14 protein-coding genes and 1 tRNA gene are annotated in these 15,619 nt (G+C 60.5%); 6 read left to right on the forward strand and 9 right to left on the reverse strand.

Features of this window, described 5'->3' with window-relative positions; all coding sequences use genetic code 11:
- Positions 1 to 19: 19 nt before the first annotated feature.
- Positions 20 to 93, forward strand: a tRNA-Gly gene (locus Q1A20_RS00590).
- Positions 94 to 104: 11 nt separating this feature from the next.
- On the opposite strand, the gene Q1A20_RS00595 is transcribed toward Q1A20_RS00590, so the two are convergent.
- Positions 105 to 548: a hypothetical protein gene (locus Q1A20_RS00595; RefSeq protein WP_298969620.1), complete on the reverse strand. Its 444-nt coding sequence runs from the start codon at positions 546 to 548 to the stop codon at positions 105 to 107.
- 116 nt (positions 549 to 664) lie between these two features.
- Positions 665 to 2,284 carry a long-chain-fatty-acid--CoA ligase gene (locus tag Q1A20_RS00600; protein WP_299915554.1) on the reverse strand — a complete coding sequence of 540 codons (1,620 nt, stop codon included), beginning with the start codon at positions 2,282 to 2,284 and terminating at the stop codon, positions 665 to 667.
- 130 nt (positions 2,285 to 2,414) lie between these two features.
- On the opposite strand from Q1A20_RS00600, the gene Q1A20_RS00605 reads away from it, so the two are divergent.
- Entirely contained in the window at positions 2,415 to 2,897 is a 483-nt protein-coding gene (locus Q1A20_RS00605) for a thioesterase family protein (protein WP_299404686.1), read from the forward strand.
- A gap of 30 nt (positions 2,898 to 2,927) precedes the next feature.
- Here the strand turns inward: Q1A20_RS00605 and pgi are convergent, their stop codons facing one another.
- From pgi to zwf, 3 genes are read right to left on the reverse strand one after another with little or no spacing between them, the layout of a single operon-like run.
- Complete coding sequence (gene pgi, locus Q1A20_RS00610) at positions 2,928 to 4,520, reverse strand: glucose-6-phosphate isomerase (RefSeq protein WP_299915979.1); 1,593 nt, start codon at positions 4,518 to 4,520, stop codon at positions 2,928 to 2,930.
- Positions 4,517 to 5,188, reverse strand: coding sequence for a 6-phosphogluconolactonase (pgl, locus tag Q1A20_RS00615; protein ID WP_299404683.1), 672 nt, complete (start codon positions 5,186 to 5,188; stop codon positions 4,517 to 4,519). The genes pgi and pgl overlap by 4 nt, the downstream gene beginning before the upstream one ends.
- Positions 5,185 to 6,651, reverse strand: a complete 1,467-nt coding sequence (gene zwf, locus Q1A20_RS00620; RefSeq protein WP_299404680.1) for a glucose-6-phosphate dehydrogenase — start codon at positions 6,649 to 6,651, stop codon at positions 5,185 to 5,187. Before zwf ends, pgl begins: the two co-directional genes overlap by 4 nt.
- A 174-nt stretch (positions 6,652 to 6,825) precedes the next feature.
- On the opposite strand from zwf, the gene Q1A20_RS00625 reads away from it, so the two are divergent.
- On the forward strand, positions 6,826 to 7,773 hold the full coding sequence (locus tag Q1A20_RS00625; RefSeq protein ID WP_299404678.1) for a radical SAM protein: 948 nt from the start codon (positions 6,826 to 6,828) through the stop codon (positions 7,771 to 7,773).
- Between the two features lie 5 nt (positions 7,774 to 7,778).
- Here Q1A20_RS00625 and Q1A20_RS00630 read toward each other — a convergent pair whose 3' ends face one another.
- On the reverse strand, positions 7,779 to 8,048 hold the full coding sequence (locus Q1A20_RS00630; RefSeq protein ID WP_299404675.1) for an usg protein: 270 nt from the start codon (positions 8,046 to 8,048) through the stop codon (positions 7,779 to 7,781).
- A 230-nt stretch (positions 8,049 to 8,278) separates the two neighbouring features.
- Between Q1A20_RS00630 and gyrA the strand changes: the two genes are divergently transcribed.
- A complete protein-coding gene (gene gyrA, locus Q1A20_RS00635; RefSeq protein WP_299404673.1) occupies positions 8,279 to 10,996 on the forward strand; it encodes a DNA gyrase subunit A in 2,718 nt (905 codons plus the stop codon).
- 55 nt (positions 10,997 to 11,051) lie between these two features.
- Positions 11,052 to 11,402, forward strand: coding sequence for a DUF6614 family protein (locus Q1A20_RS00640; RefSeq protein WP_298969627.1), 351 nt, complete (start codon positions 11,052 to 11,054; stop codon positions 11,400 to 11,402).
- Positions 11,403 to 11,405: 3 nt separating this feature from the next.
- Here the strand turns inward: Q1A20_RS00640 and Q1A20_RS00645 are convergent, their stop codons facing one another.
- The 3 genes from Q1A20_RS00645 to Q1A20_RS00655 all read right to left on the reverse strand — a co-directional run bounded on the left by Q1A20_RS00645 (position 11,406) and on the right by Q1A20_RS00655 (position 14,853).
- Entirely contained in the window at positions 11,406 to 12,881 is a 1,476-nt protein-coding gene (locus Q1A20_RS00645) for a carboxypeptidase M32 (protein WP_299404670.1), read from the reverse strand.
- Complete coding sequence (gene ctaA, locus Q1A20_RS00650) at positions 12,878 to 14,032, reverse strand: heme A synthase (RefSeq protein WP_299404668.1); 1,155 nt, start codon at positions 14,030 to 14,032, stop codon at positions 12,878 to 12,880. Before ctaA ends, Q1A20_RS00645 begins: the two co-directional genes overlap by 4 nt.
- A 65-nt stretch (positions 14,033 to 14,097) precedes the next feature.
- Complete coding sequence (locus tag Q1A20_RS00655) at positions 14,098 to 14,853, reverse strand: RNA methyltransferase (protein ID WP_299404665.1); 756 nt, start codon at positions 14,851 to 14,853, stop codon at positions 14,098 to 14,100.
- Between the two features lie 143 nt (positions 14,854 to 14,996).
- Here Q1A20_RS00655 and Q1A20_RS00660 point away from each other — a divergent pair, with 143 nt between their 5' ends.
- Positions 14,997 to 15,617 (forward strand): thiamine phosphate synthase, encoded by a 621-nt coding sequence (locus Q1A20_RS00660; protein ID WP_299404662.1) that lies wholly within the window; start codon positions 14,997 to 14,999, stop codon positions 15,615 to 15,617.
- The last annotated feature ends 2 nt before the right edge of the window (positions 15,618 to 15,619 follow it).

Consider the following 15,619-nt stretch of genomic DNA (forward strand, 5'->3'; position numbering starts at 1 on the left):
ATATCTGAGCCGTCAGGGCGCGGGTATGGTGAAAAGGTATCACGCGAGCTTCCCAAGCTTAAGTTACGAGTTCGATTCTCGTTACCCGCTCCAGCCCATTCCGATCAGTTGAGTGCGAAGGTCACACCAAAGGTAAGCACACCATCTGCGGAATCGCCATCCGCCGGGATCAATTGGGTGAAGAAGTTGCGATACCGCGCCTGCAGACCCAGCAGCGGCACCACATCGCCAATGGCGTGGCTGAAACGGTCCCCTTCGCCCGGGTAGAGCGCCAGAGCACCAAAAATACCCACTTCGAATTCATCTGCCAGTTCCACGTCATACCCGATCGAGACCAGCGCGGAGACATTGGAATAGCTGTTCTGAAACAGGCCAACGCTGTAATCGAAGGTCTCCTGCTCCCAGGTCAGGAAAACGCCGGGGTTGAACTCCCGGAAATCCTCCGAGGCATTGAAATGCTCTGATCCCAGCAGAATGGACAGCCGATCCGGCCCTGCCAGTGCAGTGGTCGGCAATGCTGCCGCAAGAATGAGGGCTGTCAGTTTCATGGAATGTCTCCCGGTCGGATCAAGCGCAACACGTAAAAGGCGCACTCTGGTTGGCGATTAAATCTGTGGTTGAGATACTTCTACGCCAATTTTGCCAGACAGGGGTTAAATCTGACTTACTGCATCAATACGTTTCCAAACGTGTCCCGCAGGTCACGCTTCAAAACCTTGCCCGTGGCATTGCGGGGCAGAACATCCGTGAAGACAACCGTATCCGGGATCTGCCACTTGGCGATCTTGCCCTCGTAGATTGAAAGTATCTCAGCGACCTCAGGCTCCTGACCCTCGGATTTGACCGCGACCAGCACCGGGCGCTCATCCCATTTTTCGTGCCGCGCGCCGATCACAGCTGCATCCGCCAGTTGCGGATGGGCGATGGCGATGTTTTCCAGCTCCACCGAACTGATCCATTCCCCACCCGATTTAATGATGTCCTTGGACCGGTCGCGGATCGACAAATAGCCATCGGGATCAAGGGTCGCCACATCGCCGGTGTTGAACCACCCCTCCTGCAGGGTCTCTTCGCGTGTGGAGCGGAAATAGGCGTCCAGAATAAACTGGCCGCGCACCACCAACTCGCCCTGGGTCTCACCGTCATGCGGCAGCGGATTGCCCGCATCATCGACAATCGCCAGCTCCACGCCCCAGGGCGGACGGCCCTGATTTTCGCGCAGACGGTGCAGGGCATCCAGCTCAAGGTCCATGTGTTTGGCCAGCGGTTGATTGACCGACCCGATGGGCGACATCTCTGTCATCCCCCAGGCGTGGATCGTTTCCACGCCGTGACGCTCGCGGAAGGCCGTGATCATGGAGGGCGGGCAGGCTGAGCCTCCCACAACGGTTTTCTGCAGGCTTTCCAGCGTGCTGCCCGCCTTTTCCGCCTCCCCCAGCAGCCCCAGCCAGATGGTAGGCACCCCCAGGGCCACGTTGATTTTATGGTGATCGATCAGACCCACAAGCGATGGCCCATCCAGGCCCGGTCCGGGCAAGACCACCCGTGCGCCGACCATGGCACAGGCATAGGGTGAGCCCCAGGCATTGACGTGGAACATCGGCACCACGGGCAGTACGACATCCATGGCCGAAAACCCGATGCTATCAGCCAGATTGCAGGCGAAACTGTGCAGCACGGTCGAGCGATGTGAAAACAGCACCCCCTTGGGGTTGCCCGTGGTGCCGGAGGTATAGCAGAGACTTGAGGCGGTAAACTCATAGAACTGCGGCCAGAGGTAGCCCGCATCGCCCTGCGTCAGCAGATCATCATAGGCGATGATTCCGGGCAAGATGCGCGCAGCCTCACCGACCTCGGCTTCGAGCAAAACGATGTGTTTCAAGCTGCTCAGCTTATCGCGGATCGCGGCGACCAGCGGCACAAAGGTACTGTCGATGAACAGCACTTCATCCTCGGCGTGGTTGATGATGTAGACGAGTTGTTCCGGGAACAGCCGCGGGTTGATCGTATGGCAGACAAAGCCACCCCCCGACACGCCGAAATAGATCTCCAGATGGCGGCGGTTGTTCCACGCGATGGTGGCGCAGCGGGTTTGCGGGGCCAGCCCCAGATGGGTCAGCGCCGACGCCAATTGCCTGGAATTGCGCCCCACCTGCCCCCAGGTGGTATGCTCTTCACCACCACCGGTATTGACGGAAATCACATCGGTGTCGCGATGGTAGCGCGCCGCATGATCAATGAGTGAAGAAATCAGTAGGGGCGCGGTCATCATCTGGCCAAGCATGGTCGTCTCCCGTTAGGTCCGGGTCGTCTTTTGCGCCATCGGCGTTTTGCGACCCTTGAGGGCATCGTGCACCCGCAACCCTGCGCTGACAAGTCTTGGCAAACATCGCGACAAGGCTTAGGGGCACTGTATGACCCTGCTCTACCACACGCCGCTGTCGCCCGAAGACCAATCCAAGCTTGGCATCACGCCCCAGGCGCCGCTGGCCATGGCGGACAAGGTGCGGTTTTCCGAACTCGACGTGCTCAATCACGTCAACAACGCCGTTTACATGCATTGGTTTGAGCGGCTGCGCATCAAATACACGCAGGACTGGGGGCTGTCGCGCTATATGGGCGCGGGCACCGACCCGCGGATCGTGATCCGCTCAGGCCAGATCCACTACCGGCAGGAAATGCGCATGGACGAGGATTATGTCGTCACCTGCGGATGCACGGGGTTTCGGACCACATCCTTTTCGCTGGCGCAGATGCTCTGGTCCGGCGGCACGCTGCGGGCGACATTCGACTGTGTGCTGGTGCTGCTGAACCCGGATGGCACCGGGCGTTACGAGATCCCCGCGCCGGTACGCGCGCGGTTCGAGGCTGTGGACGGCGCCACCCGCGACGTTTGAAAGCGGGGGCAGACCGTCTGTTCCAAAGTGTTACGCCTGATGCCGATGAATGAAATCCACCAACGCCGCGGTGGAGCCATCCTTGCCGTCGGTGCCCGCCTGCCCGTCGATGACCGGCTGCAACGAGGTTGCCAGTTCCTTACCCAGTTCCACGCCCCATTGATCGTAGGAATTGATGCCGAGAATGACCCCTTCCACAAAGACGCGATGCTCATAAAGCGCCACGATCTGTCCCAGGACAAATGGGTCCAGCAAGGGGTACGCCAGCGTCACGGAGGGGCGGTTGCCGGTAAAGACCCGATGCCGCGCTTGTCTTTCCAATTCATCGCCGCTTAACCCGGTGGCCGCCATTTTCGCGCGCGCCTCGTCCAGGCTGCGCCCGCGCATCAAGGCTTCGGATTGCGCCAGGCAGTTCGCGATCAGCAATTGATGGTGATGCGCCAGATCGGCCTCATGCCCCTCCGCCGCGATCATGAATTCACAGGGCACCACACGCGTACCCTGATGGATCAACTGGTAGAATGCATGCTGGCCATTGGTGCCCGCAGCACCCCAGACAATCGGGCCGCTGGACACCTCGACATCCGAGCCGTCCATCTGCACGCCCTTGCCGTTGCTTTCCATTTCGAGCTGCTGAAAATAGTCGGGCAGACGCGTCAGGCGTTGATCATAGGGCAGAACCGCGCGGCTCGCATAGCCACAGACCTGGGCGTGCCAGATGCCTACCAGCGCCAGCAGCACCGGCAGGTTTTCGGACCATGCCGCGGCCCGAAAGTGCCGGTCCATCGCCTGCCCGCCGCGCAGAAAGGCATCAAACCCCTTGGGGCCAATCGCAATCATCAGGGACAAGCCAACGGGCCCCCACATGGAATAGCGCCCCCCGACCCAATCCTCAAAACCAAAGACCCGATCCGCGGGAATGCCGAAATCCCGTGTCTTCTCTTCGGCGGTGCTGAGGGCTGCAAACTGCGCCGCCGGATTGCCGCCGTGATCCGCCATCCAGGCCTTGGCGGTCCGCGCGTTGGTCATGGTCTCAATCGTGGTGAAGGTTTTCGAGGCCACGATGATCAGCGTGGTTTTGGCGTCCAGCCCGCGCAGCGTATCGGCGATATGCGCACCATCGACATTGGAGACAAAATGGCAGCGCGGCCCGTCGTGGTAGGGCGACAGCGCCTGCACCGCCATGGCCGGGCCGAGGTCCGACCCGCCGATGCCGATGTTGACGATATCCGTGACGCCACTGCTCCGGATCTGATCGGCAAAGCCCCGCATGCGCTCTAGGGTCGCGTGCACCCCGGGCATCACGTCCTGCCCGTCCACCAGCACCGGCCCGCCGTCCAGATTGCGCAGCGCGGTGTGCAGGACAGCGCGCCCTTCGGTATCGTTGATCGCCTCACCAGAGAACATCGCGTCGCGCTTTGCCGCCACGCCCGCCGCGTCCACCAAAGCCATCAGGGCATCGCGTGTCTCAGCGTCAATGTTGGTTTTCGAGTAGTCAAAGAGCATGTCGCCGGTCTGCGCACTAAAATCAGCCGCCCGGTCCGACGCCTCAAAGAGCGACAGGATCGGTCGCGTCTTGGTGGCGTCATAACGCGCATTCAAGGCGGCCCACTGATCGGTCAAGCGGCCCAATGCACCGTCCCCCCCTTGATCACCGCGCCAATGGGTGCATCCAGCGCTGGCAGGGTCATCGCCCGCTCAAAGGCGGCACGTTTCTCATCGCCGAAAATCACCAGATGTTTGTCCATCGCCCCATCCAGCGCCTGCGCGCTCAGCGTCACCCGCGCTTCGGGCTGGCTGTCAGGCGCCATCGCGCAAATAAGCGGGGCATTGCGTGCCATCGCCGCCTCAAGGCCTGGCGCGTTGGGAAAGAGCGATGCGGTGTGCATGTCTTCGCCCATGCCAAGCAGCAGCAGGGAAATCGGCACCCGGTCAGCAAGCTCCGCGGAGACCTCAGGCGCAGCCTCCGCCGCGCTCATGCCATCGCGGTAATAGGAAATGAACTTTGCCTGCGCCGCGTGCCCGGTGAGCAGGCGTGACTTCACCAGTGCCGCGTTCGATCTGGCATGTGTCTCGGGCACCCAGCGCTCATCCGTCAGCATCACATGCACCCGGTGCCAGTCGATCTCCACCGAGCTCATCGCGTCAAAAATCGGGCCTGGCGTGGTGCCGCCCGGCACGGCGAAACTGGCAAACTCATGCTGCAAAAGGCATTTGCGCAAATCGCTGGTCAGCGCATGTGCCACGTTCATCACCGCCATATCACGGTCTGCATTCTCTATGAAGTTCATGGGGTTACCTCCCGCCATTCCCGATCATCCCGACGCATCAGCTGTAGCGATGCATCCGGGCCTGCACTGTGACTGTCGTAAGGTTTGGGCACATCGTTGCGGTTTGTCCATCCATCAATGATCGGATCGGTCCAGGCCCAGGCGGCTTCGACCTCATCACCGCGCATGAAGAGGGTCTGATTGCCCCGGATCACATCCATGATCAGGCGCTCGTAGGCGTCAACGTTTTCGGCGCCATCCGGCCCCAGCGCATCGGCAAAGGTCATGTCCAGCGGGACATCCATCAGGCGCATGCCACCAGGCCCCGGCTCCTTGATGGTCACGCCCAGCTTGATCCCCTCGTTCGGCTGCAACCGGATGGAGAGAACGTTGCGGTGCCGCCCCGCCTCCTCGCCAAAGATCGAATGTGGCGTGTCCTTGAAAACAATCGAAATCTCGGAGGAACGCGCGCAAAGGCGTTTGCCCGTGCGCAGATAAAACGGCGTGCCCGCCCACCGCCAGTTGGCGATATGGCACTTCATCGCGATGAAGCTTTCGGTCTTTGACTTGGGATTTTCGACTGCCGTGCGGTAATCCGGGTGCTCCTCCGGGTCCTCCGGGTCTGCCCCATACTGACCGCGCACGATGTGATGCGGCTCCACAGGTTCCAGGGCGCGGATCACTTTCAGCTTCTCGTCGCGCACCGCGTCAGGGTCGAATCGCGCCGGCGGCTCCATCGCGATCAGGCACAAAAGCTGCATCAGGTGGTTTTGCACCATATCCCGCATCGCACCTGATTTGTCGTAATACTCGCCGCGCCCACCGACGCCCACGGTTTCAGCGACCGTAATCTGAATGTGATCGACAAACTGGCTGTTCCAGAGCGGCTCGAACAACATGTTGCCAAAGCGCACCGCCATCAGGTTCTGCACCGTTTCTTTGCCAAGATAGTGATCGATCCGGTAAATCTGCCCCTCGTCGAAAAACGCCGCCAAGTCGCTGTTGAGCTGCCGTGCCGTGGTCAGGTCACGGCCAAAGGGTTTTTCAACCACAATACGGCTGTCGTGATCCGTCAGCCCGTGATTGTTGAGCCGCTCCGCCAGATCGCCAAAAAGGCTGGGCCCGACGGAAAAGTAGAACGCGCGCACGACCTTATGCCGCATCTGCGCTGCCAGATCGCGCCACCCGTTTTCCCCGCGTGCGTCGATGGCCACATATGAGAGCTTTTCCAGAAATGCAGACAGATTTTTGGCGTCCACTTTATGCCCATCGCTGAATTCACCGATCGCATCGGCGATCAGATCGCGGTAGCCTGCGTCATCCATCTCCGCCCGGGCGGCCCCGATGATACGCGCCTCTTGCGGCATCTGACCCGCGCAAAACCGACGAAACAGACCGGGCAAAATTTTCCGCCGCGCCAGATCCCCCGTGCCGCCAAAAATCACAAGGTCGAAAGGATCGACCGGAATTACGCGCGATACCATGTGAAATCATCCTGCTGTGCGGCGTCCCTCAGCCGCAGTTTTTTGTTAGCGCAAACATGCCCTGATTTACACACGATCACAAGAGCGTGCTCACCAGCGAAAAGCGGTTTTCTTGCCTTTATGTATCCCCTAGCACACATTCACGGCAATAAGAGACGAAGGGCGACGTACTTCATGAAAGATCTGGCACCGGCCAACGCAGGCAAGTTCATCGACCCCAAATGGACTGCAAAGGGCGAAAAGCGCGCGACCGTCAGCCTCTCCGCGCCCAAGACACTTTGGTTCAACACCGGCACATTGTGCAACATCGCCTGCGTCAACTGCTATATCGAGAGCAGCCCCACCAACGACAAGCTGGTCTATATCTCTGCGGCGGAAGTCACCGACTATCTGGACCAGATCGAGGACCGCAACTGGCCCGTCACAGAGATTGCCTTCACCGGCGGTGAGCCATTTATGAACCCCGAAATGATTGAAATCACGCGGGTTTCGCTGGAACGTGGCTATGACGTCCTGATCCTGACCAACGCCATGCGTCCGATGATGCGGCGCGCCATGCAGGACGGTCTGGTGGCGCTGAACAAGGCGTTTCCCGGCAAATTGACCCTCCGGATCTCAGTGGATCACTACGACGCTGGCCTGCATGACGCGGAGCGTGGCGTGGGCGCGTTCGATAAAACGCTGACGGGCATGAAGTGGCTGCGGGACAATGGTTTCCGGATGGCCGTGGCTGGGCGCTCCATCATGGCCCACAGCGAGGCGGAAAGCCGCGCAGGCTATGCCGCTTTTTATACCCGTCACGGCTTTGACATCGACCCGCAGGATCCTGCCATGACCGTGCTGTTCCCGGAAATGGACGAAACGGTCGAGGTGCCGGAGATCACGACCTCCTGCTGGAGCATCCTGAATAAATCTCCCGATGCGCTGATGTGCGCGTCGTCCCGCATGGTGGTCAAACGCAAAGGCGATGCGCGGCCTGTCGTGCTGGCCTGTACCCTGTTGCCCTATTCGCCCGAGTTCGAACTGGGCGCAACCCTGGAAGCGGCCGAACGGGATGTGGCGCTGAACCATCCGCATTGCGCAAAGTTCTGCGTGCTGGGCGGGGCAAGCTGCTCCGCCTGAATGGTCTAGTGCAGGGTAAACTCACCGGTGACATTGCGCCATTCACCCGCGCCGATCATCTTGCGGTGGGTAAAGCGCACTGAATGCAACGGACCTTCGATTTCCGACTGCCAGAATTCGACGAATTCAAACAGTTTGGGATGGTCCGGCGCGATGTCATATTCCTGCCAGACGAAGGTATTCAGCACATGCGTGTAGTCGGGCATGTGATAGAAGAATTCCGCCGTGGTCAGGCCGTACCCTTTCAACATCAGTTCGGTCTCAGATAGGGGCATTTCTTGTCCTCTTGACTGCTACATTTCACCAGAATGCCACGAACAAATTACTTTTCAATGAAAACAATGTACTAGCACTTTATGCTTGCGGCTGCCAACTGCGCGCAAACTGAGGGATTGCACCTTATATGTCCCCTCTGATAAGGTTAATCCACAAGATATAGACCCTGCGGCAAAGATGGGCAGCATACGTGAGCGACACACCACAACCCCCTGAAAATGATGATGAAATGACACCTGAACGGCCCACTTACGATGGCCCGTCGGTCAGCATCGAGCATGAGATGCGCACATCCTACCTCGATTATGCGATGTCGGTCATTGTCAGCCGTGCAATCCCGGATCTGCGCGACGGATTGAAGCCGGTGCACCGCCGGATCCTCTTTGCGATGCATGAAACCGGCAACAGCCACGACAAGGCGTACCGCAAATCCGCGCGGCCCGTGGGGGATGTGATGGGTCAATACCACCCGCACGGGGACAGCGCGATCTACGATGCGCTGGTGCGCATGGCACAGGATTTCTCCATGTCGCTGCCGCTGCTGGACGGTCAGGGCAACTTCGGCTCGATGGACGGCGATAACCCTGCCGCGATGCGCTATACCGAAGTGCGCATGGACAAGCCCGCCGCCTACCTGCTGGCGGATATCGACAAGGATACGGTCGATTTTCAGGACAATTATGATGGCAAGCAGCAGGAGCCGACCGTGCTCCCTGCCCGTTTCCCCAATATGCTCGTCAATGGCGCGGGCGGCATCGCCGTGGGGATGGCGACCAACATCCCGCCCCACAACCTTGGCGAAGTGGTCGATGCGACGCTGGCGCTGATCGAAGAGCCCGATCTGACCTCCGAACAACTCATTGAATACGTCCCGGGCCCCGATTTCCCAACGGGTGGCATCATGCTGGGCCGGTCCGGCGCGCGCAAAGCGTACCTTGAGGGCCGCGGATCGGTCATTGTGCGGGCAAAAACGCGCATTGAAGAGCTGCGCAAGGACCGTTGGGCCATCGTCGTGGACGAGATCCCCTATCAGGTCAACAAATCCACGATGATCGAAAAAATCGCGGAACAGGTGCGCGACAAGAAGATCGAGGGCATCGCCCATGTACAGGACGAATCCGATCGCAATGGCGTGCGGGTTGTGGTCGAGCTGAAACGCGATGCCACGGCAGAGGTCGTGCTGAACCAGCTCTATCGCTTCACACCGATGCAGACCTATTTCGGCTGCAACATGCTGGCGCTGAACGGCGGGCGGCCGGAACAGCTGACGTTGCGCAAGTTCCTCACCTATTTCATCGACTTCCGCGAGGATGTCGTGGCGCGCCGCACCGCGTATCTCTTGCGCAAGGCGCGCGAGCGCAGCCATATCTTGTGTGGTCTGGCTGTCGCCGTGACCAACATCGACGAGGTGGTGGCCACCATCCGCGCCTCCGCCGACGCCGCCGAAGCGCGAGAAAAACTGATGACCCGCCGCTGGCCTGCCGCACAAATCCTTGACTACATCGCGCTCATTGACGATCCGACCCACACGGCGAACGACGATGGCACCTATAACCTCTCCGAGGCGCAGGCGCGCGCCATTTTGGAGCTGCGTCTGCAGCGTCTCACCCAGATCGGCGTCAAGGAAGTCACCGATGAGCTCGAAGAGCTGGCCGGCAAGATCAAGGAATACCTCGAAATTCTGGGCTCCCGCGACCGGATCATGGGCATCATCGCAGATGAGCTGCGCGAAGTGCGCGAGCTTTTCGCCGTGCCGCGGCGGACGGAGATCGTCGACTGGTCCGGCGACATGGCCGACGAGGATCTGATTGCGCGCGAAGACATGGTCGTGACCGTGACCTCCGGCGGCTATATCAAACGCACGCCCTTGGCCGATTTCCGCAGTCAGCGCCGCGGCGGCAAAGGTCTGGCCGGAATGCAGACCAAGGAAGAGGACGTGGTCACCACCCTCTTTGTCGCCAACACGCATACGCAGCTCTTGTTCTTCACCACCGACGGGATGGCCTACAAGCTCAAGACCTGGCGCTTGCCGCAGGGCGGGCGCACGTCTAAGGGCAAGGCCATCGTCAATATCCTGCCGATTCCACCTGGTGTGTCGATTGCGGCGATCTTGCCGATTGACCGCGACGAGGAGGATTGGTCCGAGTTGCAGATTGTGTTCGCGACCTCCGCGGGCACGGTCCGCCGCAACGCGCTGAGCGATTTCACCAATGTGAAATCCAACGGCAAGATCGCGATGAAGTTCGAGGACGAACACGCCAACACCACCCTCATTAACGCGCGCATCGCCTCGCCGGATGAAGATGTGATGCTGGTCACCGCCTCGGGGCGAGCGATCCGCTTCCCCTCGACGGATGTACGCGTGTTCAACTCCCGCAGTTCGGTGGGCGTGCGCGGCGTCAAGCTGACCGGTCAGGACAAGGTCGTGTCCATGTCCATCATCCGCCATTTTGATGCCACCTCCGACGAACGCGCCGCCTATCTCAAAATGCGGCGGGCGATGGCCGGGCTGGCCGATGATGCCGATGGCGGCACTTCGGACGAGGAAGAGACCGACGCCAACGCCACCATCAGCCCCGAACGCTATGCCGAGATGTCAGCGGCGGAAAACCTGATCTTGACGCTGACCGCAAGTGGGTCGGGCAAGCTCAGCTCCAGCCATGATTACCCCGTGCGCGGGCGCGGCGGCATGGGTGTGCAGGCGATGGATAAGGCGATGCGCGGGGGGGCGCTGGTGGCAAGCTTCCCCGTCGAGATGGACGATCAGATCATGCTGGCCACCTCCAAGGGCCAGTCGATCCGGGTGCCTGTCGATGGGATTTCCTTCCGCTCTAGATCAGCGGGCGGTGTCAAAGTCTTCGACACAGGCAAGGGCGAAGAGGTCGTCAGCGTCGCCTGGATCGCCGATCAGGGCGATGCCGAAACCGGCACGGACGACGAGGCTTAACCGCTTTTCAACAGTTTGACGGCACCATTGCGCAAAAGCTGCGCGAGGTGACCGGATGAATATCTATTGCTGCATGATCACGTTGAAAGACGATGCAAAGGCCCTGCTCTTTGCCAAGGCGCTGGACGAGTGGCTGGGGCATCTGAGCACTGCCGGGGTGATCGGTGAGTGGCGCCTGATGCGGCGCAAACTGAACCTGGCCGCGGATTGTTACCGCGATTTCATGCTGGAGATCGAAGTAGATGGTCTGGCGCAACTGGATGACGCCTTCCGGTTGACCGGTGCGCATGACGACGATGTCGCGGAAAAGCATCGCGCGGTGAACGATCTGATCGCGACAGCAGAGTTCGCGCTCTACCGCCCCTATCCGGATATGGAGCGGGCGGAGCGCATGGCACTCCTCTGACGTTCAAAGACCGTAAATGCCGGTGAATTTTTCCTTTAGATAGGCCAGCAGTGGCGCCTCGGAAGGCTCAGCCCCGCGCGCATTGGCAATGACTTCCCGTGGCTCATAAAGCCCTCCATGGGTCTGCACGTTTTCTCGCAGCCAGGTCGTGGCTCCGGACGTATCGCCCTGCGCCAGTTGTCCATCCAGATTTGGCAGGGCCGCGCGCATCGGTTCATGCAGGCAACCGGCGTAGACATTGCCCAGGCTGTAGGTCGGGAAATAGCCAAAGAGACCAACAGACCAATGCACATCCTGCAGCACACCGTTAGAGGGCTTGTCGACCGCAAATCCGAAGTCTGCCGCAAATCGGTCGTTCCAGGCAGCTTCAAGATCACTGACCTGCAAGTCCCCCGACATCAACGCACGCTCCAGATCAAAACGCAGCAGAACATGCAGGTTGTACTGCAGCTCATCCGCTTCAGTGCGGATATAGCCATCCGATACACGGTTTACGCTGGCATAAAACGCATCTTCATCGGCGATACCGAAATCGCCAAAGGCATCGCGCATCTCGCCGTAAAGCCACCCGGTAAAGGCGCGGCTGCGCCCGATCTGGTTTTCGTAGATGCGGCTTTGGCTTTCGTGCACCCCCATCGACACCCCTTCGCCCAGGGGCGTCAGCAGATAATCGCGATGAATGTTCTGCTCATAGGCAGCATGGCCAACCTCATGAATTGTCGAATAAAAGCAGTTGAACGGATCCTCGGGGTTGGTCCGGGTGGTAATGCGCACGTCAAGGCCCGACCCCGAACTGAACGGATGCACGGCCTTGTCGACGCGCCCATGCGTCATGTCGTAGCCGAAAGCTTTCGCCAGCTTGCGTGTCAGTTTCATCTGCGCCGCTTCATCGAAAGTGCCGGTCAGTTGCGCCGGGGCCTCCGCCGCCAGAACCGCTGTCCGCAGTGCAGAAAGCTCCGGACGCAACGCGCCGAACATCGCCTCCAACTGCGCGCCGGTGGTCCCGGGCTCATAATCGGCCAGCATGGCATCATAGATGTCACCGCCATTGGCGAGCGCCTGTCCCTCTTCGCGTTTCAGCTTGATCACCTCCTCAAGCGTTGGCGCGAAGGCCGCAAAATCATCCGCCGCGCGCGCCTCCGCCCAAGTGCCCTGCGCTTGTGATGTGACGCGGGCGATTGTCGCGGCCAAGGCTGCCGGCACTTTGCTGGCGCGGTCATGACTGCGCCTGATGTGACGCAATTGCGCTTTGGCCACGCCGTCCAGCTCTTCGGTTTCCAGCGCGTTCAGCCAATCCGCAACCTTGGGGTCGATCCGGCGCGCGTGCAGGACGCTGGCGATCGCCGCGCATTCTTCCCCCCGCTGCGGGGCCGCACCGCGCGGCATCATCGTTTCCTGATCCCATTCCAGACGCCCGGCGATCAGCGACAGCGCCTGGGTTTCACGGGCAAAGGCCATCAGATTTTCGTAGGCAGTCATGTGGAAGGTCCTCTCAGGGATGTGGCAATGGGATAGCCGCTCAGGAAGCGCGCGCGCAGGATCAGGACCCACAGAATGACGGCCATCAGCTGGTGAACCAGAGCGATGTACACCGGCGCCCCATAAAGGACGGTCGCGATGCCAATGACGATTTGCAGGGCCGTCGCCGCAAGCACAGCGTTAAAGGCAAACCGCGTGTTTGCATGTGACGACTTGCGCCCCTGCAGCCAGACCACCACGGCAAAAGCTGCCAACAGATAGCCTGTGACGCGGTGGATGAATTGCACCAGCCCCGGGCTTTCAAAGAAATTACGCCAAAGAGGCTCAAGATTGAAGGCGCTTGCAGGCAGGATCTGCCCCCCCATCAGCGGCCAGTCGGTGTAGCTGCGCCCGGCATCGATGCCCGCAACCAGCGCACCGATCAGAATTTGCAGAAAGGCGAAATGCAAAAGCCCCGTAGACAGGCCCCATTGCTTTGCTTCTTTCGCGCGCCGCGCTTGCATGAGGTCCCGGGCGCTGCGCCCCAATTCCATCACATACCAGGCAATGAACCCCAAGATCACGAAGGCCAGGCCAAGATGCGTCGCCAGACGGTAGCTGGCCACATCCGTGGTGCCTTCACCTTGTGTCACGCCCGATGACACCATCCACCAGCCAATGGCCCCCTGCGCGCCGCCAAGCGCGCCGAGCCAGAGCAGTTTCGGGGTCCAGCCCGTGGGGATCTGACGCCGGATCGCGAACCAGCCAAAGCCCAAAGCCCAGACCACACCTATCACGCGCCCAAGCTGACGATGACCCCATTCCCACCAGTAAATGACTTTGAAATCATCCAGTTGCATCCATTGGTTCTGGATGCGGAATTCGTCGATGGCCTGATATTTGGCGAATTCCGCTTCCCATTCCGCGACCGACATCGGCGGCAGCGCCCCGGTGATCGGGCGCCATTCGGTGATGCTGAGACCGCTGTCGGTCAACCGGGTCAACCCACCCACGGCGATCATGATAAACACCAGCGCAAAGAGCATCATCAGCCAGACGCGAATGGCCCCGCGCGCACCCCCATGGCCCTGATCGATCAGTCCCGGCTGCGTCACCGGCCGGGCGGCATCGGCACTGTCTACCTCTTCAAAGAGCTTGCGCTTGCTGCTCATGTCTGCGTCCTTGTCATCCTTCGCGCTGCATACCTAGAACCTGTGGCCGGGCAGGTCCAGCGCGTCTAGTCGTCGCGCGTTTTCCACCGGATCAATTGCCGCATCATGCCGTGCATCATTTGCACATCCGCACGGGTCAAAGGCATCCGGCTCCACATGTTGCGCAGGTTCGTCCGCATCGACTGGGCCTTGTGATCGGGGAAGAAGAACCCCGCCTCTTCCAGCCGGTCCTGATAATGGTTGGCAAGATGCTCAACCTCGATGGCTTCGGCCCAATCCGTACCCGCCATCTCGGTGATGTGATGCGTCACATCACCCACGGCGCGCATCCATTCGTACCCTACCAGCAGCACACATTGCGCGAGGTTCAGGGAGGCAAACTGCGGATTGACCGGCACGGAGATGATCGCATTGGCCCGCGCGATATCCTCGTTCTCCAGCCCGGCACGCTCCGGCCCGAAAAGTACGGCAACCCGTTGACCTTGGGCAATTTTCTCAGCCGCAAGGCGCATCGCCGCTTCCGGGCTGAAGATCGGTTTGGTCAGATCCCGCGCCCGCGCCGTCGTCGCAAAAACAAACGCACAGTCCCCAATAGATGTGGCCAGATCCTCACTCACCTGGGCCTCGTCCAGCAACCGCCCGGCACCGCTGGCCATGGCCACAGCATTCTGGTTGGGCCAGCCATCGCGGGGGGCAACAATGCGCATCCTGTCGAGGCGAAAATTCCACATCGCGCGCGCAGCAGCACCGATGTTTTCGCCCATCTGCGGGCGCACCAGCACAAAGGCCGGGATCTGCGGTTGTTCAACAGGCTCGCTCATAAAGGCCTCATACGTCGCCCCCTGCCCGCTCGCAACCACGCGCGCTTTCTCTTGGCCAAAAATATCCTCGCCGAAGGCATTAAAGTTTTCATTTCCCAACGCTTGCGCTACTGCTCTGCGCAGACTTCCGAAGGACCCCGCTCATGGACACGCCCGAACAGCCGCAGCTTTACCTGATCACCCCCGCCGAGTTTGAGTTAAGCAGCTTTCCCGACGTGCTGGCCGCGGTGCTGGATGTACATCCTGTTGCCTGTGTGCGCCTTTCCATGGCTACCCGGGATGAAGATCGCCTGTCCCGTGCGGCGGACGCTTTGCGCGAGATCACCCATGCCCGCGACATCGCGCTGGTGCTGAGCGATCACACCTTGCTCTCTGACCGTCTGGGCCTCGACGGCGTGCACCTGACGGATGCCGCCCGATCCGTCCGTGACACCCGCAAAGCGCTTGGCGACGAGGCCATCGTCGGCTGTTTCTGCGCCACTTCGCGCCACGATGGCATGACCGCGGGCGAAGCAGGTGCCGACTATGTGAGCTTCGGCCCGGTGCAGGCCTCCAGCCTCGGCGATGGCAGTTTTGCCGAAATCGATCTCTTCCAGTGGTGGTCCGAGGTCATCGAAGTGCCCGTGGTGGCCGAAGGGGCGCTCGACGAAAACATGATGCGCACCCTCGCCCCTTTCACCGACTTCGTTGGCCTCGGTGACGAAATCTGGCACGCGGAGAACCCGAGCCAGGCCCTTGGCGTTTTGATCGCGGCCATGGGCTGACC

The organism is uncultured Roseobacter sp. (genome assembly GCF_947501835.1).
In the GTDB taxonomy this organism is placed as follows: domain Bacteria; phylum Pseudomonadota; class Alphaproteobacteria; order Rhodobacterales; family Rhodobacteraceae; genus Roseobacter.